The organism is Methylobacter marinus A45 (assembly GCF_000383855.1).
In the GTDB taxonomy this organism is placed as follows: Bacteria; Pseudomonadota; Gammaproteobacteria; order Methylococcales; family Methylomonadaceae; genus Methylobacter; species Methylobacter marinus.
Genome location: NZ_KB912877.1, coordinates 1,142,339 through 1,157,629, shown reverse-complemented (window position 1 = coordinate 1,157,629; position 15,291 = coordinate 1,142,339). Strand labels below are relative to the sequence as shown.

Genomic DNA, 15,291 nt, shown 5'->3' with positions numbered 1-15,291 from the left:
GATTAACGTCAGCTTTGCGCGAAATAGTGTTTTAAAAACTCGTCAAAAGGCAGTTGGTCGCGGCTTTCGATTTCTTTTTGTTTGGCCAGCGATTGCTCGGCAAGTTCATTGAATTGCGCGGTATTGCGGTCATCCAGCTTGCGTTGCCGGAAGTACTGTTCATGCTCGGCCGATTTGTTCAGCGAGAAGCAGCCGAATTCCTGGTGCTGCTGCCCCATGTGCTCCAGTATGCGCGCCGAGGCGGTCAGGTCGGGATTGTCGACGATTGCTTGCTGCTGCATCAGGGCCTGGCTGTAGGGTTTGTTTGCATCGTCGCCGTCCAGGATCTCGCAAATCGGCCACATGTCTTCCAGGATTTCGCTGGCCCAGTCCCGTAAAGGCATGGTTCGCTCGTCTCTGTTCAGTTCCAGTCCGGGCTTTCTGCCGAATTGCGCCACAGCCAGCTGATTGGCATTGTTGATCTGCTGATCCTGTTCCGATTTCAGCGGGCTGTCTTTCAACAGGCAGGTCAGCAGCAGCGCCTCTATGAAGCGGGCTTTGTCTTCGTCGATGCCGATAGGGTTGAAGACATCCAGGTCAAGCGAGCGCATTTCCACGTAACGGACGCCGCGGCGCTTGAGCGCCAGTGTCGGTTTTTCGCCGGATTCGGCAATCTGTTTAGGCCGGATCGTACTGTAGAACTCGTTCTCGATCTGCAGGATATTGCTGCTCAGCTGCAGGTATTGCCCGTCCACGACCGTGCCGATTTTTTCGTATTCCGGATAGGGTGTGGCGATGGCCTGGCTCAGGCTGGCGACATAACCGGCCAGCGAATTGTAATCAATCCGCAAGTTAGCCTGATTTTTGCTTTTATAGCCGATATCGCTCATGCGTAATGAGGTGGCATAAGGATGATACAGGGTGCCCGGGTCGAATTCCTCAAACCCGTCCATCAGGGACGGGCGGCTTTTGAAGAAACTTTTGCAGATGGCGGGCGAGGCGCCGAACAGATACAGGATCAGCCAGCCCCGGCGCTGAAAATTTCTGATCAATGCGAAATAGGACTCGGATATGAAGTGTTCCAGGCTGGCATCCGGATTTTCCTGCGCGTACAGAACAGGCCACAAGGCTTCGGGCACGGAATAGTTGAAGTGGATGCCGGCAATGGATTGCATGGTCCTGCCATAGCGATGCCACAGGCCGTGCCGGTAGATATGCTTCATGCGGCCGATGTTGGATGAGCCGTATTGGGCAATCGGTATGCTTTCATCGCCGTCGATGCCGCAGGGCATGCTCGCGGCCAGCAGCATTTCGTTGTCCAGGTTGTCATAAACAAACTGGTGCGTTTTGTCCAGAAATGCCAGCGAGTCCTTGATGTCGGTAAACGGCGGCGTGATCAATTCAATGAGGGCTTCGGAATAATCCGTCGTGATATACGGATGGGTCAGGGCGGACCCCAATGCTTTCGGATGCGGGGTTTGCGCGATGAAGCCGTCTTTGGCTATGCGAAGGCTTTCCTTTTCGATGCCTTTAAATCCCCCGCGGAGCAGTTGCTGTTGGCCGTTTTCCAGAATCTGGACCAGGCGTGTTGAAAGCTTATTATTCAAATGAGTCATAGATTGGGCGTCTGTACCCTGCAGTCCTGATATAATCGGTCTATTATAGAAGGTATTAACTGATTGAAGAAATATTATCGCAGTGAAGGAAGCCGTGCACAGCAAGCCCATTGAAATACTCAAAACAATTTTCGGCTATGACCGTTTCAGGGGGCAGCAGCAGGCGGTTATCGAGCAATTAATCGCCGGGCAGGACGCTCTGGTCCTGATGCCGACCGGGGGCGGCAAGTCGTTATGCTATCAGATTCCGGCCCTGATCAGGACCGGTGTCGGCATCGTCATTTCGCCGCTGATCGCGTTGATGCAGGATCAGGTCAGCGCCTTGCTTCAGGTCGGCGTGAAAGCCGCTTTTCTCAATTCGACTCTAGCGCAGGATGACGTGCGCATTATCGAGCAGCAGTTGCTGAATGATGAGCTCGACTTACTTTATATCGCCCCGGAAAGACTGACGTCGGCGCGCACATTGGCGCTGTTCGAGCGCCTTAATATAGCCCTGTTCGCCATTGATGAAGCGCATTGCGTGTCGCAATGGGGGCATGATTTTCGCGCCGATTACCTGCAGTTGTCGATGCTGCATGAGCGTTTCCCCGCTATTCCGCGCATCGCGCTGACCGCAACGGCCGATGAGAAGACCCGGCAGGAGATCATGCAGCGTCTGGGGCTGGAGCAGGCCCGGCTGTTCCAAAGCGGCTTCGATCGGCCCAATATCCGTTACCGGATTGTACAGAAGCAGAACGCCCGGCAGCAGTTGCTCGATTTTATTCGGGCCGAGCATGCCGGCGATGCCGGCATCGTTTATTGCCTGTCGCGCAAGAAAGTCGAGGCCACGGCCGAATGGCTCAGAACCAAGGGCATCAATGCGCTGCCGTATCATGCCGGCATGGCCGCGAACCTTCGGCAACAGCACCAGCACCGGTTTTTGATGGAGGACGGTCTCGTGATCGTTGCCACGATCGCTTTCGGCATGGGCATCGATAAGCCGAACGTGCGTTTTGTCGCGCATCTGGACTTGCCTAAAAGCGTCGAGGCGTATTATCAGGAAACCGGCCGGGCGGGGCGCGACGGACTGCCCGCCGATGCCTGGATGGCTTATGGCCTGCAGGATGTCATTACGCTACGGCAAATGCTGGCCGATTCCAATGCCGACGAAGCGCACAAACGTGTCGAATACCATAAGCTCGAATCGATGCTGGCTTTATGCGAGCAAGTGCATTGCCGCCGACAATCGTTGTTAAGCTATTTCGGCGACACGCTAGCGCAACCCTGCGGCAATTGCGACACCTGCCTGGAGCCGGTGGAGACCTGGGACGGCACGTTGGCCGCGCAGCAGGCATTGTCGTGCATTTATCGCACCGAGCAGCGCTTCGGCGTCAATTACCTGATCGATGTGTTGCTCGGCAAGGACAATGAGCGGATCAAAAGCTTTGGCCATCACCTGCAATCGACTTTCGGCATCGGCAAGGAACTGGACGAAAGCCAGTGGCGTTCGGTATTTCGGCAATTGGTTGCCCGAGGGCTGGTGGCGGTCGATTTTGACGGCTACGGCGCCTTCAAGCTGACGGAGGCCTGCCGTCCGATTTTGCGCGGCGAACAGCAGTTGATGCTGCGCAAGGATTTAAAGCCGCAGAAGTTAAAGCGCCGCAAAGGCGAAAGCCGGCAGTTTGGCGACAGCCAGGACGCCTTGCTGTGGAATGCATTGCGCGCCAAGCGCCGCGAGCTGGCCGATGCACAGGATGTGCCGCCGTATGTTATTTTCCATGACGCCACGTTGATGGCCATGCTGGAAGCCAAGCCCATGACACATCAGCAACTGGGCTTGTTGTCGGGCGTCGGCGAACGCAAGCTGGAGCTGTATGGCGATGAATTCCTGGCCGTGATCAGCGAATTTGCCGAAGTTAAAAATCAGGGGCCAATCGATTTATCCGATACCATGGCCGAATCGGTGGCTTTGTTCAGGCTGGGCTACAGCGTGGAACAGATTGCCCGGCAGCGGGAACTGCAGGAGACCACCATTTATAACCATTTGGCCGAGTCCCTGGAACAAGGGCTGTTGGCGCTGTCAGAGGTCGTTGATTTGCCGGAGCCGGAAATCAGGCTTATAGAGGATGCGTTTATCAGTTTGCCGGAAGACCGGAAAAACGCGCTCAAGCCTGTTTATGAGCTGTTCGGCGGCCAGTACAATTACGGTATTCTGCGCTGTATCAGGGCGGCCCTGCTGTATCAATCCCTTTTATAATGGCATGGCGATAACCAGGCGAATCTTGTGACCAGGCTAAGTTTTTGATAGATTTGTCGGCTATCGTACTTTTCCCATCCCTATTCTGACCACATGATAAATCCAACAGCGCCAGATCCATTGACAAATAAATCGACCATCACCTGCGAAAACTGTAACCTGGATAACATATGCATCCCTAAAGGGTTGACCAGTTCCGAAATCGGTGAGCTTGGTTTACTGGTCAACCGGAACAATATCCGCCGGAAAGGGGAGGCCATCTATCATGCCGGCAGCCCGTTCAGAGGCATCATTGCCTTGCGCTCCGGCAGCGCGAAACTGCTCAGTTTCGATCAAAGCGGCAACGAGATGGTCGTTGATTTTATTCTGCCGGGCGAGTTGCTGGGGTTTGACGGCATGTCGTCACAAACTCATAACTGCACGGCCATCGCATTGGAAACCGTGAATTACTGCCATCTGCCGGCCCATAAAATTGAAGTGCTGGCCGTCAAAACACCGGGCTTGAGTCAAGTGCTGCTGCAACGGACCTGCGACCAGTTCGACAGCCAGGTACAAAAGATGATGCTTAGCCGACGGTCCGCGGAAGCGCGCGTGGCCTGTTTTATCCTGCATATTTCAGAACGGCTCAGAATGCGGGGCTACTCAGAGCTGGAATTCCGTTTGAGCATGTCGCGTGAGGAAATAGGCAATTATCTGGGGATCGCGCATGAAACGGTCAGTCGTATCATTCATCATTTTCAGTCACGACAGTTGATTGAAGTCAAATCCAAGCAATTGAAAATCATCGATAAAAAAAGGCTGTTTAGCTTTTATACGGAATAATCGCTAAACAGCCCAAAGCTCGTCGGATCTAAAAATTAGTAATTCTATGTAGGTAGAACTTAGGCAAATATGCTGCGTGAGAGGAATATTCAGCAATATTGCGCTAAGAGCGAGGCTATTTAAACAAACTTTGCTACATTAAAGTTGAGCTAGATCAAGAAATTGTTTGTTTGATAAATTGAAGCGTTGAATTTGTTATGCGCGCATGGGTCGGACAAAGCGTAGGGGCTCCCTTGGCGCGTTGGCCGCGTTCAATAACGCGGCGGCAGTCTGCTGACTGAGGATAATTTCCATGGCGATGGATTGGCGCTTGCTTCGATGGCATCTTCGATCTTGTCGTCCAGATCAGAAAAAAAGTCCAGGCCGGTTTGCGCTTCTATATGATCGACAGACGTCACGAATTGCATCAAAGGTTCCTTGCCTTTGACCGTCTGCGGTATTAAAAAGCCCAGTGCGACAGGGCGGGCGCCAGGACGGGGCTCGGCAATATAAATCTTGTAAAAGGCATCCGGTATTTCCACTGTCCAGGCCGACGGCAATCGCTCGACGGTTCCGGTGAATACCGGTCCTGTAATCACCCAGACTTTGCCGAATATTTTGGCGAAATGCTGGATTTCGACTTCCTCCAGGCGCTGCCAGACGCGCTGGTTCAGTTTGGACTTTTGCGGGCTGATGTTGGTCATCAAAAAGCTGTCCGCTTGCGCCTGTTTGCCGTACAGGCGGCTGATGGCGTAATTCGGCGCCATATGACCACGGTCGTAGCCGCTCTGCAGATAGCTGTCATGACTGACACGGTTAATACTGCGCCAGTCCGTTTCGAAACGGTTGGGGCGTTTTAATGACGGCGTGTCTTCAGGGGCAGGGGTGAGCGCGTATTCCACCCATAAAGGATTGCCGCGCAAATCCGAGTAACCCAAAATAAATCCGTCATTGCGCAATATCCGGAACCAGGTCTCGTGGTTTGTCGCATCCAAGGGCTCGGGAGTACCTTGAAACAGCAGCGCCGGGCGGGCGATTTTGACTTCATAAGCATAGCCGCCCGCCCCGACTGCGATTATCAACAGCAACAGAACGGGATGCTTGCGGCCAAGGCGAAATAGGATCGGCAGTAATATAAGCCAGTTTAGGGTCTGTTTTTTTCTGCGCATGGCGAAGGATATTGTAAAAATCTATTACAGGGGTAAAGCTTCAGCGAGTGTAAAGAAAGATTAAGCCAGGGCTTCTGCGATCGGCTTGTTACTGAACTGATAGTGGTGTTTTAAACAATGGTCCAGCCATTTTTGCAGAAAATAGTTCAAGCGCCATTTGTAATTCATGATTTCCTGGCTCAATCCCGGGTCTTTAAAGGTTTGCGGCACGCTTTCGCGTGCATGGTCGCTCAATACTTCCGCGAGTTGAGCATCAAGATAAATCCTTATTTTTACGGCAGGCTCCAGAAGTTCATTGGGACTTTTCCTGAAGCAATGGCTCAGGTCCACCGTCATGGTGTACGGTGTGCGTTCGATGATTTCCAGATGCAGCGTCGATTTGTCAGGTGCGAGGCCAATGGCTTTTTCCTTAAAAGCCAACAGATCGGGAATCAGCTGAAACAGTTTGTGGTAGTTGGAGGCACAGACTTGTTCCAGGCAGAATGACTTGTTGATTGGATTGAGAAAGCCCATAACGGATATCAATTTTCACTATAGCAGGCATAGGCGCTGGCCGTCTCCCATAGTACGACCTGGGCAACGTTAAAGCCTGCCTGTTTCAAATGTTGATAAATCATTTTACTTAGCACTTCGGCGGTAGGGTGTTCGGCCAGTGCGAGGAAACGCTCGTTATTTTCAACCAGCATGGGGATGATCGGATCATCCTGATGCAGTAGAAAATTATGATCAAGGTGCTGATCGATATAGCTTTCAACGCAGTCTTTGATATCGGAAAAATCACAGACCATGCCTTGCTCGTTAAGTTGCTCCCGTTGTATGGAGATCGAGGCTTTGACACTATGGCCATGCAGGTTTCGGCATTTGCCCGGATGATTCATTAACCGGTGGCCGTAGCAAAAATAGACCTCTTTGGTAATTGTAAACATAATTAAACAGCTGTAAGGGTTTTCAATGGCAAAGGAGACTAATCCCCTTTTATGCTTTTAATGGTAGCGGCAATTTCGTAGCGCTCGTTGTCGCGTTTGGTACTTCTGACCACCTCGATAAAAGCCGTCATCGGCGGCGTTACCGTATTTTGAGGGACTACATTGATCTCCATGGCTTTACCCGGGTCAAAAGGCCGGTCGGCGATAAATGATACGCCGGCACCGCTGATAGAGGTGCAGCGGCCGTGGTAATGTTCATTCGAGTCGGCCAGTTTATAGGTAATGTCACAGTCTACCTCCATGCGAATGTAGTTGCGTTTTTCATCATATTCCATCATATGATTTCCCCCTGCCAAATAGTATTGGTTGTTGTGTTTACTATGAGTCGCATAGCTTTAGCGGCGCAGTGTACTATAAAAAGTACACAGGTGCGTGATGATTTCTAGCGGGATTATTAATTGAGTTGCGCTACTGGATATTAGTCTGAATTTATGTAATATGGTACACCAAACACAACTGGACTTGAGTATGATCGAATGACAAAAGCAACAATTCTTACAGGAATTACTACCACGGGTACGCCCCACTTGGGCAATTATGTCGGCGCCATCAGGCCGGCGATTGCAGCCAGCAAAGATCCTAATGTTTCGCCGTTTTATTTCCTTGCCGACTATCATGCACTGATTAAATGCCACGAGCCGGAGCGGGTCCGCCAATCCAGCCTGGAAATCGCCGCGACCTGGCTGGCCTTGGGGCTGGATACTTCAAACGCCGTGTTTTATCGGCAATCCGATGTGCCCGAGATTATGGAACTGACCTGGATGCTGACCTGTGTAACGGCAAAGGGATTGATGAACAGGGCGCATGCCTATAAGGCGGCGGTTGCCGAGAATGAGGAGGGCGGCGAGAAGGATCCCGACAAAGGCGTGACCATGGGCTTGTTCAGTTATCCGATTTTAATGGCCGCCGATATCCTGATGTTTAACGCGCACAAAGTGCCGGTCGGCAAAGACCAGATTCAACACATTGAAATGGCCAGGGATATCGCCGGACGGTTCAATCATCTTTACGGCGAGCATTTTGTCTTGCCCGAAGCCGTCATCGATGACAATGCCGCAACCCTGGCGGGGCTTGATGGACGCAAAATGAGCAAGAGTTATAACAATACCATTCCCTTGTTCGAGCCCGAGAAAAAATTAAGAAAGCTGATTAACAAAATCAAGACCAATTCCCAGGAACCCGGCGAACCCAAGGATCCGGAAACCTGTACACTTTTTAGCATTTACCGGGCCTTTGCCACGCCGTCGGAAGTGGCCCAGATTCGGCAGCGCTATGCGGACGGGATCGGATGGGGTGAGATGAAACAGATCTTGTTCGAATATATCAATCAGCAGGTTGCACCGGCGAGAGACCGCTATGAGGCTTTGATGCAGGCGCCGGAGCATATTGAACAGCAATTGCGGGAAGGCGCCGAAAAAGCGCGTGAGATCAGCGTGCCTTTTATCAAGGAATTGCGCCAGGCCGTCGGTATTTCACGGATATCGGCGTGAAACGGACAAGCTTCAGCGGCTGGCTCAGTCAGGCTTTATGGCTGATCAGCCGCACGCCTCTGATCTGGATCGGATACATGCTGTTTATCGCGCTACTGTTAGGCGTCGGGCGTATATCGCTGGCTCTGGGGGTTTTTCTGTCGGTGACGAGTCTGTTTGTCGGCGTCGGCATGGCAAAATATACCGATTTGAAAAATTCGGCCGGACATTCGGTCGGCTTTTATTGGGCTGTCAATAAAAGCCTGCCGTTGGCCGTGCTGGCGGCTGTCAGCATCCTGATTTGCTGGTTTGTGTTCAGATTGGTTGCCAATGTTTATACCGGGGAATGGGAGAAAATAGTCCAGTTCTTCTTTTATTGGGAGTTGACGCCTGAAAACATGGCCGATAAATCATTGCGCCAGCTGGCGGGGTGGCTTTATTCCTCGGCAATCGTGACGCTTATTTTTGTGCTGTTGATGCTGACCACGTTTGCCAGTTGGTTCAGTTACCCGTTGATGCTGTTTAAGGACTATACCTGGAGCCAGGCAAAGGTACAGGGCAATAAGGCCGTGACCCGGCACCAGAATGCCATGTATAAACTGTTGGGGTTCGTGTTTGTCGTGGTGTTCATCGGCGGCGGTATGATGCCTTTGTTGACGCCGTTTTTATATGTATTGGTTTCAACCCTGATGTATGTCTCTTATCGGACAATTTTTGAGCCTGAATAGGGAACGTCAAACATTTCCGGGAAAGCTCTGCAACAATGTCTCCACATTGTCGGCGGGCAATTCAATCAGCAGTTTAATCTGTTCGGCAAAATCCTGTTCCACAATCCGGCCATCGAGTTTTTTCAGTTGATATTCGAGCGGCTGCATTTGGCTGTAATCCAGCGTTAATCGGATTTTGGCCTGTTCCACATACGGATGGATTTCCGCCGCCTCAATCGCGCTTTTGGCGCTATTGCCGTAAGCCCGCGTCAATCCGCCCGCGCCCAGTTTGATACCGCCGAAATAGCGGATCACGGCAATCAATACATTGATCAGTTGCTTGCCTTCAATATGCTGGAAAATCGGTTTCCCGGCCGTGCCGGCGGGTTCGCCCGCATCATGGAAGCGGCTGACGAAGCCTTGGTCGGTCTTGATGCGGTAAGCGAAAGCGATGTGATTGGCGTTGGGATGTTCGGCGTATAGTTTTTTAAGGTTTTGCACTGCCTCGTTTTCACTGTCGCACGGAACAATCACGCCGATGAAGCGGGATTTTTTGATGGTATCTTCTATTGTTCGTGTCGATTTGACACAATGCATGGCTGGCTCTCATTAATTGGCGACGACTTATGATAACAATTCAGCCGCATGCATCGGAAACAATTCGGCATCAGATTGACCGTATGGTACTGATCAAGGAATTTAAAACATTTTTACCGCAGGCATCGATAATTTTTGAAAAGGAAGCTTTAAAGCCGTTCGAATGTGATGGCCTGTCGGCTTATCGCTGCTTGCCCTGGCTGGTCGTGTTGCCCGAGACGATCGAGCAGATTCAGCGCATCGTGCGCTTCTGCTATCAATTGGACGTGCCGGTAGTCGCCAGAGGTGCGGGCACGGGGTTGGCCGGCGGTGCTATGCCGCTGGCGAATGGTGTTTTGCTGAGTCTGGCCAAGCTTAACCGCATGCTTGAAATCGATATCGCCAACCGCCTGGCTGTCGTGCAGCCGGGCGTGCGCAATCTGGCCATTTCACAGGCGGTTGCGCCTTTCGGGCTGTATTATGCGCCGGATCCTTCGTCGCAGATTGCCTGCACGATCGGCGGCAATGTCGCTGAAAATTCGGGCGGCGTGCACTGCCTTAAGTACGGATTGACGACACATAATATTCTGCGCGTGAAAATGCTGACCATGGATGGCGAACTGGTCACTATCGGCTCGCATGGCCTGGACAGTGCCGGGCTGGATTTGCTGGCGTTAATGGTTGGCTCGGAGGGCATGCTGGGCATTATTGTTGAGGTAACGGTTAAGCTGTTGCCGATTCCGGAAAAGGCGAAGGTTGTGCTCGCAGCTTTTGACGATATCGAAAAGGCCGGTCAGGCGGTTGCGGAAATTATTGCGGCCGGTTTGATTCCTGCCGGACTGGAGATGATGGACAAGGCGGCGATTCAGGCAGTCGAAGACTTTATTCATGCCGGTTACCCTAAAAACGCAGAGGCAATACTGCTATGCGAGTTGGATGGCACACGGCAGCAGGTCGAAGAAGAACTGGACAAAGCGGTGGCCTTGTTAACGGACAGCGGGGCGGTAGAGGTCAAGATTGCTCAATCGGAGCATGAAAGGCAAAAAATGTGGGCAGGCCGCAAGTCGGCATTTCCCGCGGCCGGACGTATGTCGCCGGATTATTATTGTATGGATGGTACGATCCCCAGGCGCTTTCTGGCAGAAATGCTGAAAAATATCAGTGGCTTATCTGAAAAATACGGCCTGGCCGTTGCGAATGTTTTTCATGCCGGCGACGGCAATCTGCATCCTTTGATTCTGTATAATGCCAATCATGAAGGGGAGCTGGAAAAAGCCGAGCAGCTTGGCGGCGAGATCCTGAAACTGAGCGTTGAATTAGGCGGGACGATTACCGGTGAACATGGGGTGGGTGTCGAGAAGATCAACCATATGTGTATTCAGTTTGCCGATAACGAACTCACTCAGTTTCATGCTGTAAAAAGCGCATTTGATGAAAAAGGCCTGCTTAATCCAGGCAAAGCGGTGCCTACATTACATCGCTGTGCTGAATTCGGCGCGATGCATGTGCATCACGGCGAGGTGGCGCATCCCGAATTGGACAGATTCTGATACGGTCGGCGGTCGCTATATGATTTGTGCCAGGCCAAAGGCGGCACCGTAAGTAAATATGAAATACAGGAAAGATAAAGTAATCGCGGCGGGAATATTAATGGATAGGGTGCATCGGATCAGATAGGTGATTAACGCATACTGCCATAAGGCCAGGCCGGCAAATGTGTAATAGCTTAAAGCGCTATCGGTGGTGGTTAGCCAGACTATCACCGGTACAAGAAAAATGGCGACTACATTTTCAGTAAATAAAAAAGCGGTTGCGATTTGGATAAATACATACAGGGATTTGTTGATGAGCAGCATGGTCCCTATAAAGAGAAGGGTCAATCCTGTCTCCAGGGTAACTTCATAAAATGATTCGACAGGATCGTCGATCATATTCACCTGGATAAAAAATTCAACGATGTAATAGAACCAAAGATTTTTTTTAAAAAAATCAACCGACCTGGGCAGCGCAAGCGGGTTGCTTTGAAACCAGCAAAGCGCCAGGTATTGCTTTAAAATAGCCATGTATCCATAAGACGTAATGCAGGGGGTAATCTAATAAATTAGATTAATGTGTTAAATCCAATGAATCGGAATAGTCCGTGAATGACCGATCATTATAAGTGCCAAAATTATCGTTTAATAACTGAACCAGTTCTTTGGTTTTTTCGGTTAATTGAGATAAGCGGGCTTTTGTCTTTTTGTTCCAGCCGGCAGGCTCGGTAATCGGCAGTAACATGCGCGAAAAGGTCAGGTTTTTTTCAAATAGCTTGCCCAGATTTTCCATTAAATGAAGTTCTTTTTGTCTGGCATTTAATTGATGAATGATGAATTTAGCTTGCAGTTTGCTGATGAGTATATGCAGTGGGACTATGATTGCAATCAGGACCAGCAGGACCGCAGGGCCAATGATCGGATCTATCAATAAATCCAGAATTCCCATCTGTATTTCAGCGAAAATGGCGAAGGTGGCAATAAATCCCAGGATCAGCAAAGTGGAAAAGTGCACGCGGTCTTTCCAGAGCGCAATGCTTTTTGTTACTTCCGGAATCACGACGTGGTCAATTTCCCTGATATTTTTTTCCAGGGAATGCAGTACACGGTATGAACGGTCATACGCTACATTGATCATGCGCTGATCTATCGCGGCAAAACCGGCCTGGTTTTGAGGGTTGGCTGTACTTTCCACGGTGGAAAGTACAATAAATTGTCCGGTATTCAGGCCTAATCCCGACAGTTTTCTTTGCCAGGAAGAAATGATTTCATTGTTAAGCGCCGGATTCAGCGCTGCCGCGGGCTCATTGATGATGTAAACGAATTTATTGGAATCCTGATGACGGATGATGGTTTCGACGAGTTCGTCAACCAGCGGGTTTGCTGAATCAAACGTATCGGTAAAAATTAAAACCAGATCCGAGCATTCGATAACATGCCGCGTCAACAACGAAGCAACTGAATTGGGCGAGACGGCATTAATATTGGGCGCATCGATAAACAGCTTGCCTTTTAAGCGTTCACTGTTGAGGGTTTTTAATTCCAGGTAAGAGTTGATGCGGTCGCCTTCGCCTTCCTGTTGCTGTTCAATTTTACGGCTGATTTGGTAGAACGGATACCGGTGGTCAACATCCAGCGCCGTGCCCGGCAGGATGGTTGGTGTTGATTGATTGTTGTGCAACAGGACGGTAAATTTATGGCTCGACGGTTGCAATCCGGAGAGCATGTATTCGGGGCCAATATAGTTGTTAATGAATCCGGATTTTGCGCTTGAGTTGCCGCCGATCAGGCTGACGACAGGCCACCAGGAATCCTTGCAAGCTGTTGTCTCATCGTTGCTGAGCAGCCCTAAGTCGTATTCAATTTGATCAAGCTCATGAAAGACTTTTGCCGCTTTTTGTAATACCGGCTGGTCACTGGCAAAGTTCTTTTCAAGGTTGAGCAAATATTTGCTTACTGTTTTTTCAGCCATCAGATTGAAACCGTGTTTGTTAGTTTTTATAGTTCTATTAGAGTCGGAAAAGTATACACTCACATGAGCCCGATGATACAAAAACAGTAAAAATATTAAAAGTATTTTATCGTTTCTAATGATTATGTATTTGCCTGCTAAAATAGACTGAATTTATAGTATATTGATAAATTAACTAATTGAGTCTCAACGGCAGTGTAAAGAATCGGATGACAAAATGGAACAATAAATGGGTCAATTTTCATGGCCGCATACTGGTTTTTATGATGGTTTTGTCAGGATGTGCGACACCTTTTTGGGGCTATGGTGAAAATAAGTTGTCGCGAGAAGAGTTTGGGCATTACGTGGAAGATGTGTTCCGTTTACAAAACACCATTACCAGTGAGGTGATGATGTTAACGCTGGAAAATGATGGAGATTCGACACGCTATATGAAGAAGATACTGAAAGCAGAGAAGCATATGCATGAAATGTGCGCCCCTCTGAATGAATATGCATCCCGCGACAGCGAAGGGTTGCGCATTGGGCTGTATTTGCGCCGACAAGTAGAGCGGTCTGCTGTCGATTGTGAGCGGGCCGCCCGACAAGTGGAGTCGCTGTTTAAAGAATTGTAATGTTGCCGTGAGGCTAGAGCCCTTTCAGGGCGATAGCACAGTATTTCGCGGCGTTTTGCTGTTATCTGTTTCCGGATAATCCAGTGTGTAATGCAGTCCCCGGCTTTCCTTGCGCTGTTGGGCACAGCGAATGATCAACTCGGCGACGATGACCAGATTGCGCAATTCCAGTAAATCGCTGGTCACGCGAAAGTTGCTATAGTATTCGGCAATTTCTTTTTTCAGCAACTGCACACGATTCATTGCCCTGTTTAAACGTTTGTCAGTTCGGACAATTCCCACATAATCCCACATGAAGTGGCGCAGTTCGTCCCAGTTATGGGACACTACAACTTCTTCATCCGAATCACTGACTTGTGACTCATCCCAGTCGGGAATATGCGGAGGAGAGGGGATAGCGGGTAGTTTCCGTAAAATATCCTCACTGGCGCGGTTTGCAAAAACCAGGCATTCCAGCAGCGAGTTGCTGGCCATGCGATTAGCGCCGTGCAGGCCTGTGCAGGCGACCTCTCCTATGGCATAGAGATTGGCAATGTCGGTACGCGCATGGCTGTCCGTTAACACGCCGCCGCAGGTATAGTGCGCGGCAGGCACGACCGGAATGGGCTGTTTGGTGATATCAATATCAAATTCAAGACAGCGTTGATAAATTGTAGGGAAGTGCTCGCGGATGAATTGTTCCGATTTATGGCTGATGTCGAGGTATACACAATCAATACCGCGTTTTTTAATTTCGTGGTCTATGGCTCTGGCAACAATATCGCGTGGCGCCAGTTCGCCTCTGGGATCGAAATTCTCCATAAAAGACGAGCCGTCCGGCAGAATCAGCTTGCCGCCTTCGCCTCTTACCGCCTCACTGATCAGGAAAGAGCGTGCCTGGGGATGATAGAGGCAGGTCGGGTGAAATTGCATGAATTCCATGTTGCTGACGCGGCAGCCCGCGCGCCAGGCCAATGCAATGCCGTCGCCGGTCGAGCTTTGCGGATTCGTGCTGTAAAGGTAAACTTTATTGGCGCCGCCAGTTGCCAGAACGACGACTCGCGCGGAGATTGTCTTGACCTGGTGGGTCTGGGTGTCCAATACATAGGCGCCTATCACGCGCTTGGCGGAAGCGGCGGAGTCGGGTGCCGTGATTAAATCGACGGCATTATGATATTCAAATAATTGGATATTTGCATGTTCTTTGGCGCGCTCGATCAATGACAGCGACACTGCTTTACCTGTGGCATCATTGGTATGTACAATACGCCGGTGAGAATGGCCGCCTTCCCGGTTTAAATGGAGTTTTGTTTCGCCGGCCAGCGTTTGTTCTTCCGTAAATAATACGCCTTGCTGGCGTAACCAATCTATAGAGCTTTTGCCGTGGGTAACAGTAAGTCTTACAATTTCAGGGTTGCAGAGTCCTGCTCCTGCATCCAGTGTATCTTCAATATGTGATTCAATTGAATCCTCGGCATCGAAGACCGCGGAGATGCCGCCTTGGGCATAATAGGTACTGCCGGATGTCAGGGCAAGTTTTGAAAGGACAGCAACTCGCGTGGAATGCTCGGCCAATTTTAGCGCTAGACTTAGGCCGGCGCCGCCGCTACCAATAATAAGGACATCATAATTTGTGGAATAAGGCATAAAAGAAG

15 protein-coding genes are annotated in these 15,291 nt (G+C 50.4%); 6 read left to right on the top strand and 9 right to left on the bottom strand.

The features are described 5' to 3' along the window. Positions 1-8 precede the first annotated feature (8 nt). Entirely contained in the window at positions 9-1,595 is a 1,587-nt protein-coding gene (gshA, locus tag METMA_RS0105205) for a glutamate--cysteine ligase (protein ID WP_020158013.1), read from the bottom strand. 94 nt (positions 1,596-1,689) lie between these two features. On the opposite strand from gshA, the gene recQ reads away from it, so the two are divergent. Together recQ and METMA_RS0105195 are read left to right on the top strand one after the other, a co-directional pair. Further along, entirely contained in the window at positions 1,690-3,831 is a 2,142-nt protein-coding gene (recQ, locus tag METMA_RS0105200; protein ID WP_040590997.1) for a DNA helicase RecQ, read from the top strand. Between the two features lie 120 nt (positions 3,832-3,951). Beyond that, the gene (locus tag METMA_RS0105195; protein ID WP_020158011.1) at positions 3,952-4,653 is read left to right on the top strand and encodes a helix-turn-helix domain-containing protein; all 702 of its coding nucleotides are present in this window, start codon (positions 3,952-3,954) and stop codon (positions 4,651-4,653) included. Positions 4,654-4,904: 251 nt separating this feature from the next. On the opposite strand, the gene METMA_RS0105190 is transcribed toward METMA_RS0105195, so the two are convergent. From METMA_RS0105190 to METMA_RS0105175, 4 genes are read right to left on the bottom strand one after another with little or no spacing between them, the layout of a single operon-like run. Next, positions 4,905-5,801: a DNA/RNA non-specific endonuclease gene (locus METMA_RS0105190; protein ID WP_020158010.1), complete on the bottom strand. Its 897-nt coding sequence runs from the start codon at positions 5,799-5,801 to the stop codon at positions 4,905-4,907. Between the two features lie 60 nt (positions 5,802-5,861). Next, a complete protein-coding gene (locus METMA_RS0105185) occupies positions 5,862-6,314 on the bottom strand; it encodes a DUF1249 domain-containing protein (protein WP_020158009.1) in 453 nt (150 codons plus the stop codon). Between the two features lie 8 nt (positions 6,315-6,322). Next, a complete protein-coding gene (locus METMA_RS0105180) occupies positions 6,323-6,727 on the bottom strand; it encodes a 6-pyruvoyl trahydropterin synthase family protein (protein ID WP_020158008.1) in 405 nt (134 codons plus the stop codon). A gap of 38 nt (positions 6,728-6,765) precedes the next feature. Beyond that, positions 6,766-7,065 carry a PilZ domain-containing protein gene (locus METMA_RS0105175; RefSeq protein ID WP_020158007.1) on the bottom strand — a complete coding sequence of 100 codons (300 nt, stop codon included), beginning with the start codon at positions 7,063-7,065 and terminating at the stop codon, positions 6,766-6,768. A 198-nt stretch (positions 7,066-7,263) separates the two neighbouring features. On the opposite strand from METMA_RS0105175, the gene METMA_RS0105170 reads away from it, so the two are divergent. Beyond that, complete coding sequence (locus METMA_RS0105170) at positions 7,264-8,277, top strand: tryptophan--tRNA ligase (protein WP_027147058.1); 1,014 nt, start codon at positions 7,264-7,266, stop codon at positions 8,275-8,277. After that, positions 8,274-8,984, top strand: coding sequence for a hypothetical protein (locus METMA_RS0105165; RefSeq protein WP_020158005.1), 711 nt, complete (start codon positions 8,274-8,276; stop codon positions 8,982-8,984). Before METMA_RS0105170 ends, METMA_RS0105165 begins: the two co-directional genes overlap by 4 nt. 6 nt (positions 8,985-8,990) lie before the next feature. Here METMA_RS0105165 and METMA_RS0105160 read toward each other — a convergent pair whose 3' ends face one another. Further along, entirely contained in the window at positions 8,991-9,560 is a 570-nt protein-coding gene (locus tag METMA_RS0105160) for a YigZ family protein (protein WP_020158004.1), read from the bottom strand. Between the two features lie 29 nt (positions 9,561-9,589). Between METMA_RS0105160 and METMA_RS0105155 the strand changes: the two genes are divergently transcribed. After that, a complete protein-coding gene (locus METMA_RS0105155) occupies positions 9,590-11,089 on the top strand; it encodes an FAD-linked oxidase C-terminal domain-containing protein (protein ID WP_020158003.1) in 1,500 nt (499 codons plus the stop codon). 15 nt (positions 11,090-11,104) lie between these two features. Here METMA_RS0105155 and METMA_RS0105150 read toward each other — a convergent pair whose 3' ends face one another. Together METMA_RS0105150 and METMA_RS0105145 are read right to left on the bottom strand one after the other, a co-directional pair. Beyond that, a complete protein-coding gene (locus METMA_RS0105150) occupies positions 11,105-11,602 on the bottom strand; it encodes a hypothetical protein (RefSeq protein WP_020158002.1) in 498 nt (165 codons plus the stop codon). A gap of 43 nt (positions 11,603-11,645) precedes the next feature. Continuing rightward, positions 11,646-13,043 carry a P-loop NTPase family protein gene (locus METMA_RS0105145; RefSeq protein ID WP_020158001.1) on the bottom strand — a complete coding sequence of 466 codons (1,398 nt, stop codon included), beginning with the start codon at positions 13,041-13,043 and terminating at the stop codon, positions 11,646-11,648. Between the two features lie 209 nt (positions 13,044-13,252). Here METMA_RS0105145 and METMA_RS0105140 point away from each other — a divergent pair, with 209 nt between their 5' ends. Continuing rightward, the gene (locus METMA_RS0105140; protein WP_020158000.1) at positions 13,253-13,657 is read left to right on the top strand and encodes a hypothetical protein; all 405 of its coding nucleotides are present in this window, start codon (positions 13,253-13,255) and stop codon (positions 13,655-13,657) included. Positions 13,658-13,681: 24 nt separating this feature from the next. Here the strand turns inward: METMA_RS0105140 and nadB are convergent, their stop codons facing one another. Next, on the bottom strand, positions 13,682-15,283 hold the full coding sequence (gene nadB / locus METMA_RS0105135; protein ID WP_020157999.1) for an L-aspartate oxidase: 1,602 nt from the start codon (positions 15,281-15,283) through the stop codon (positions 13,682-13,684). Positions 15,284-15,291 lie beyond the last annotated feature (8 nt).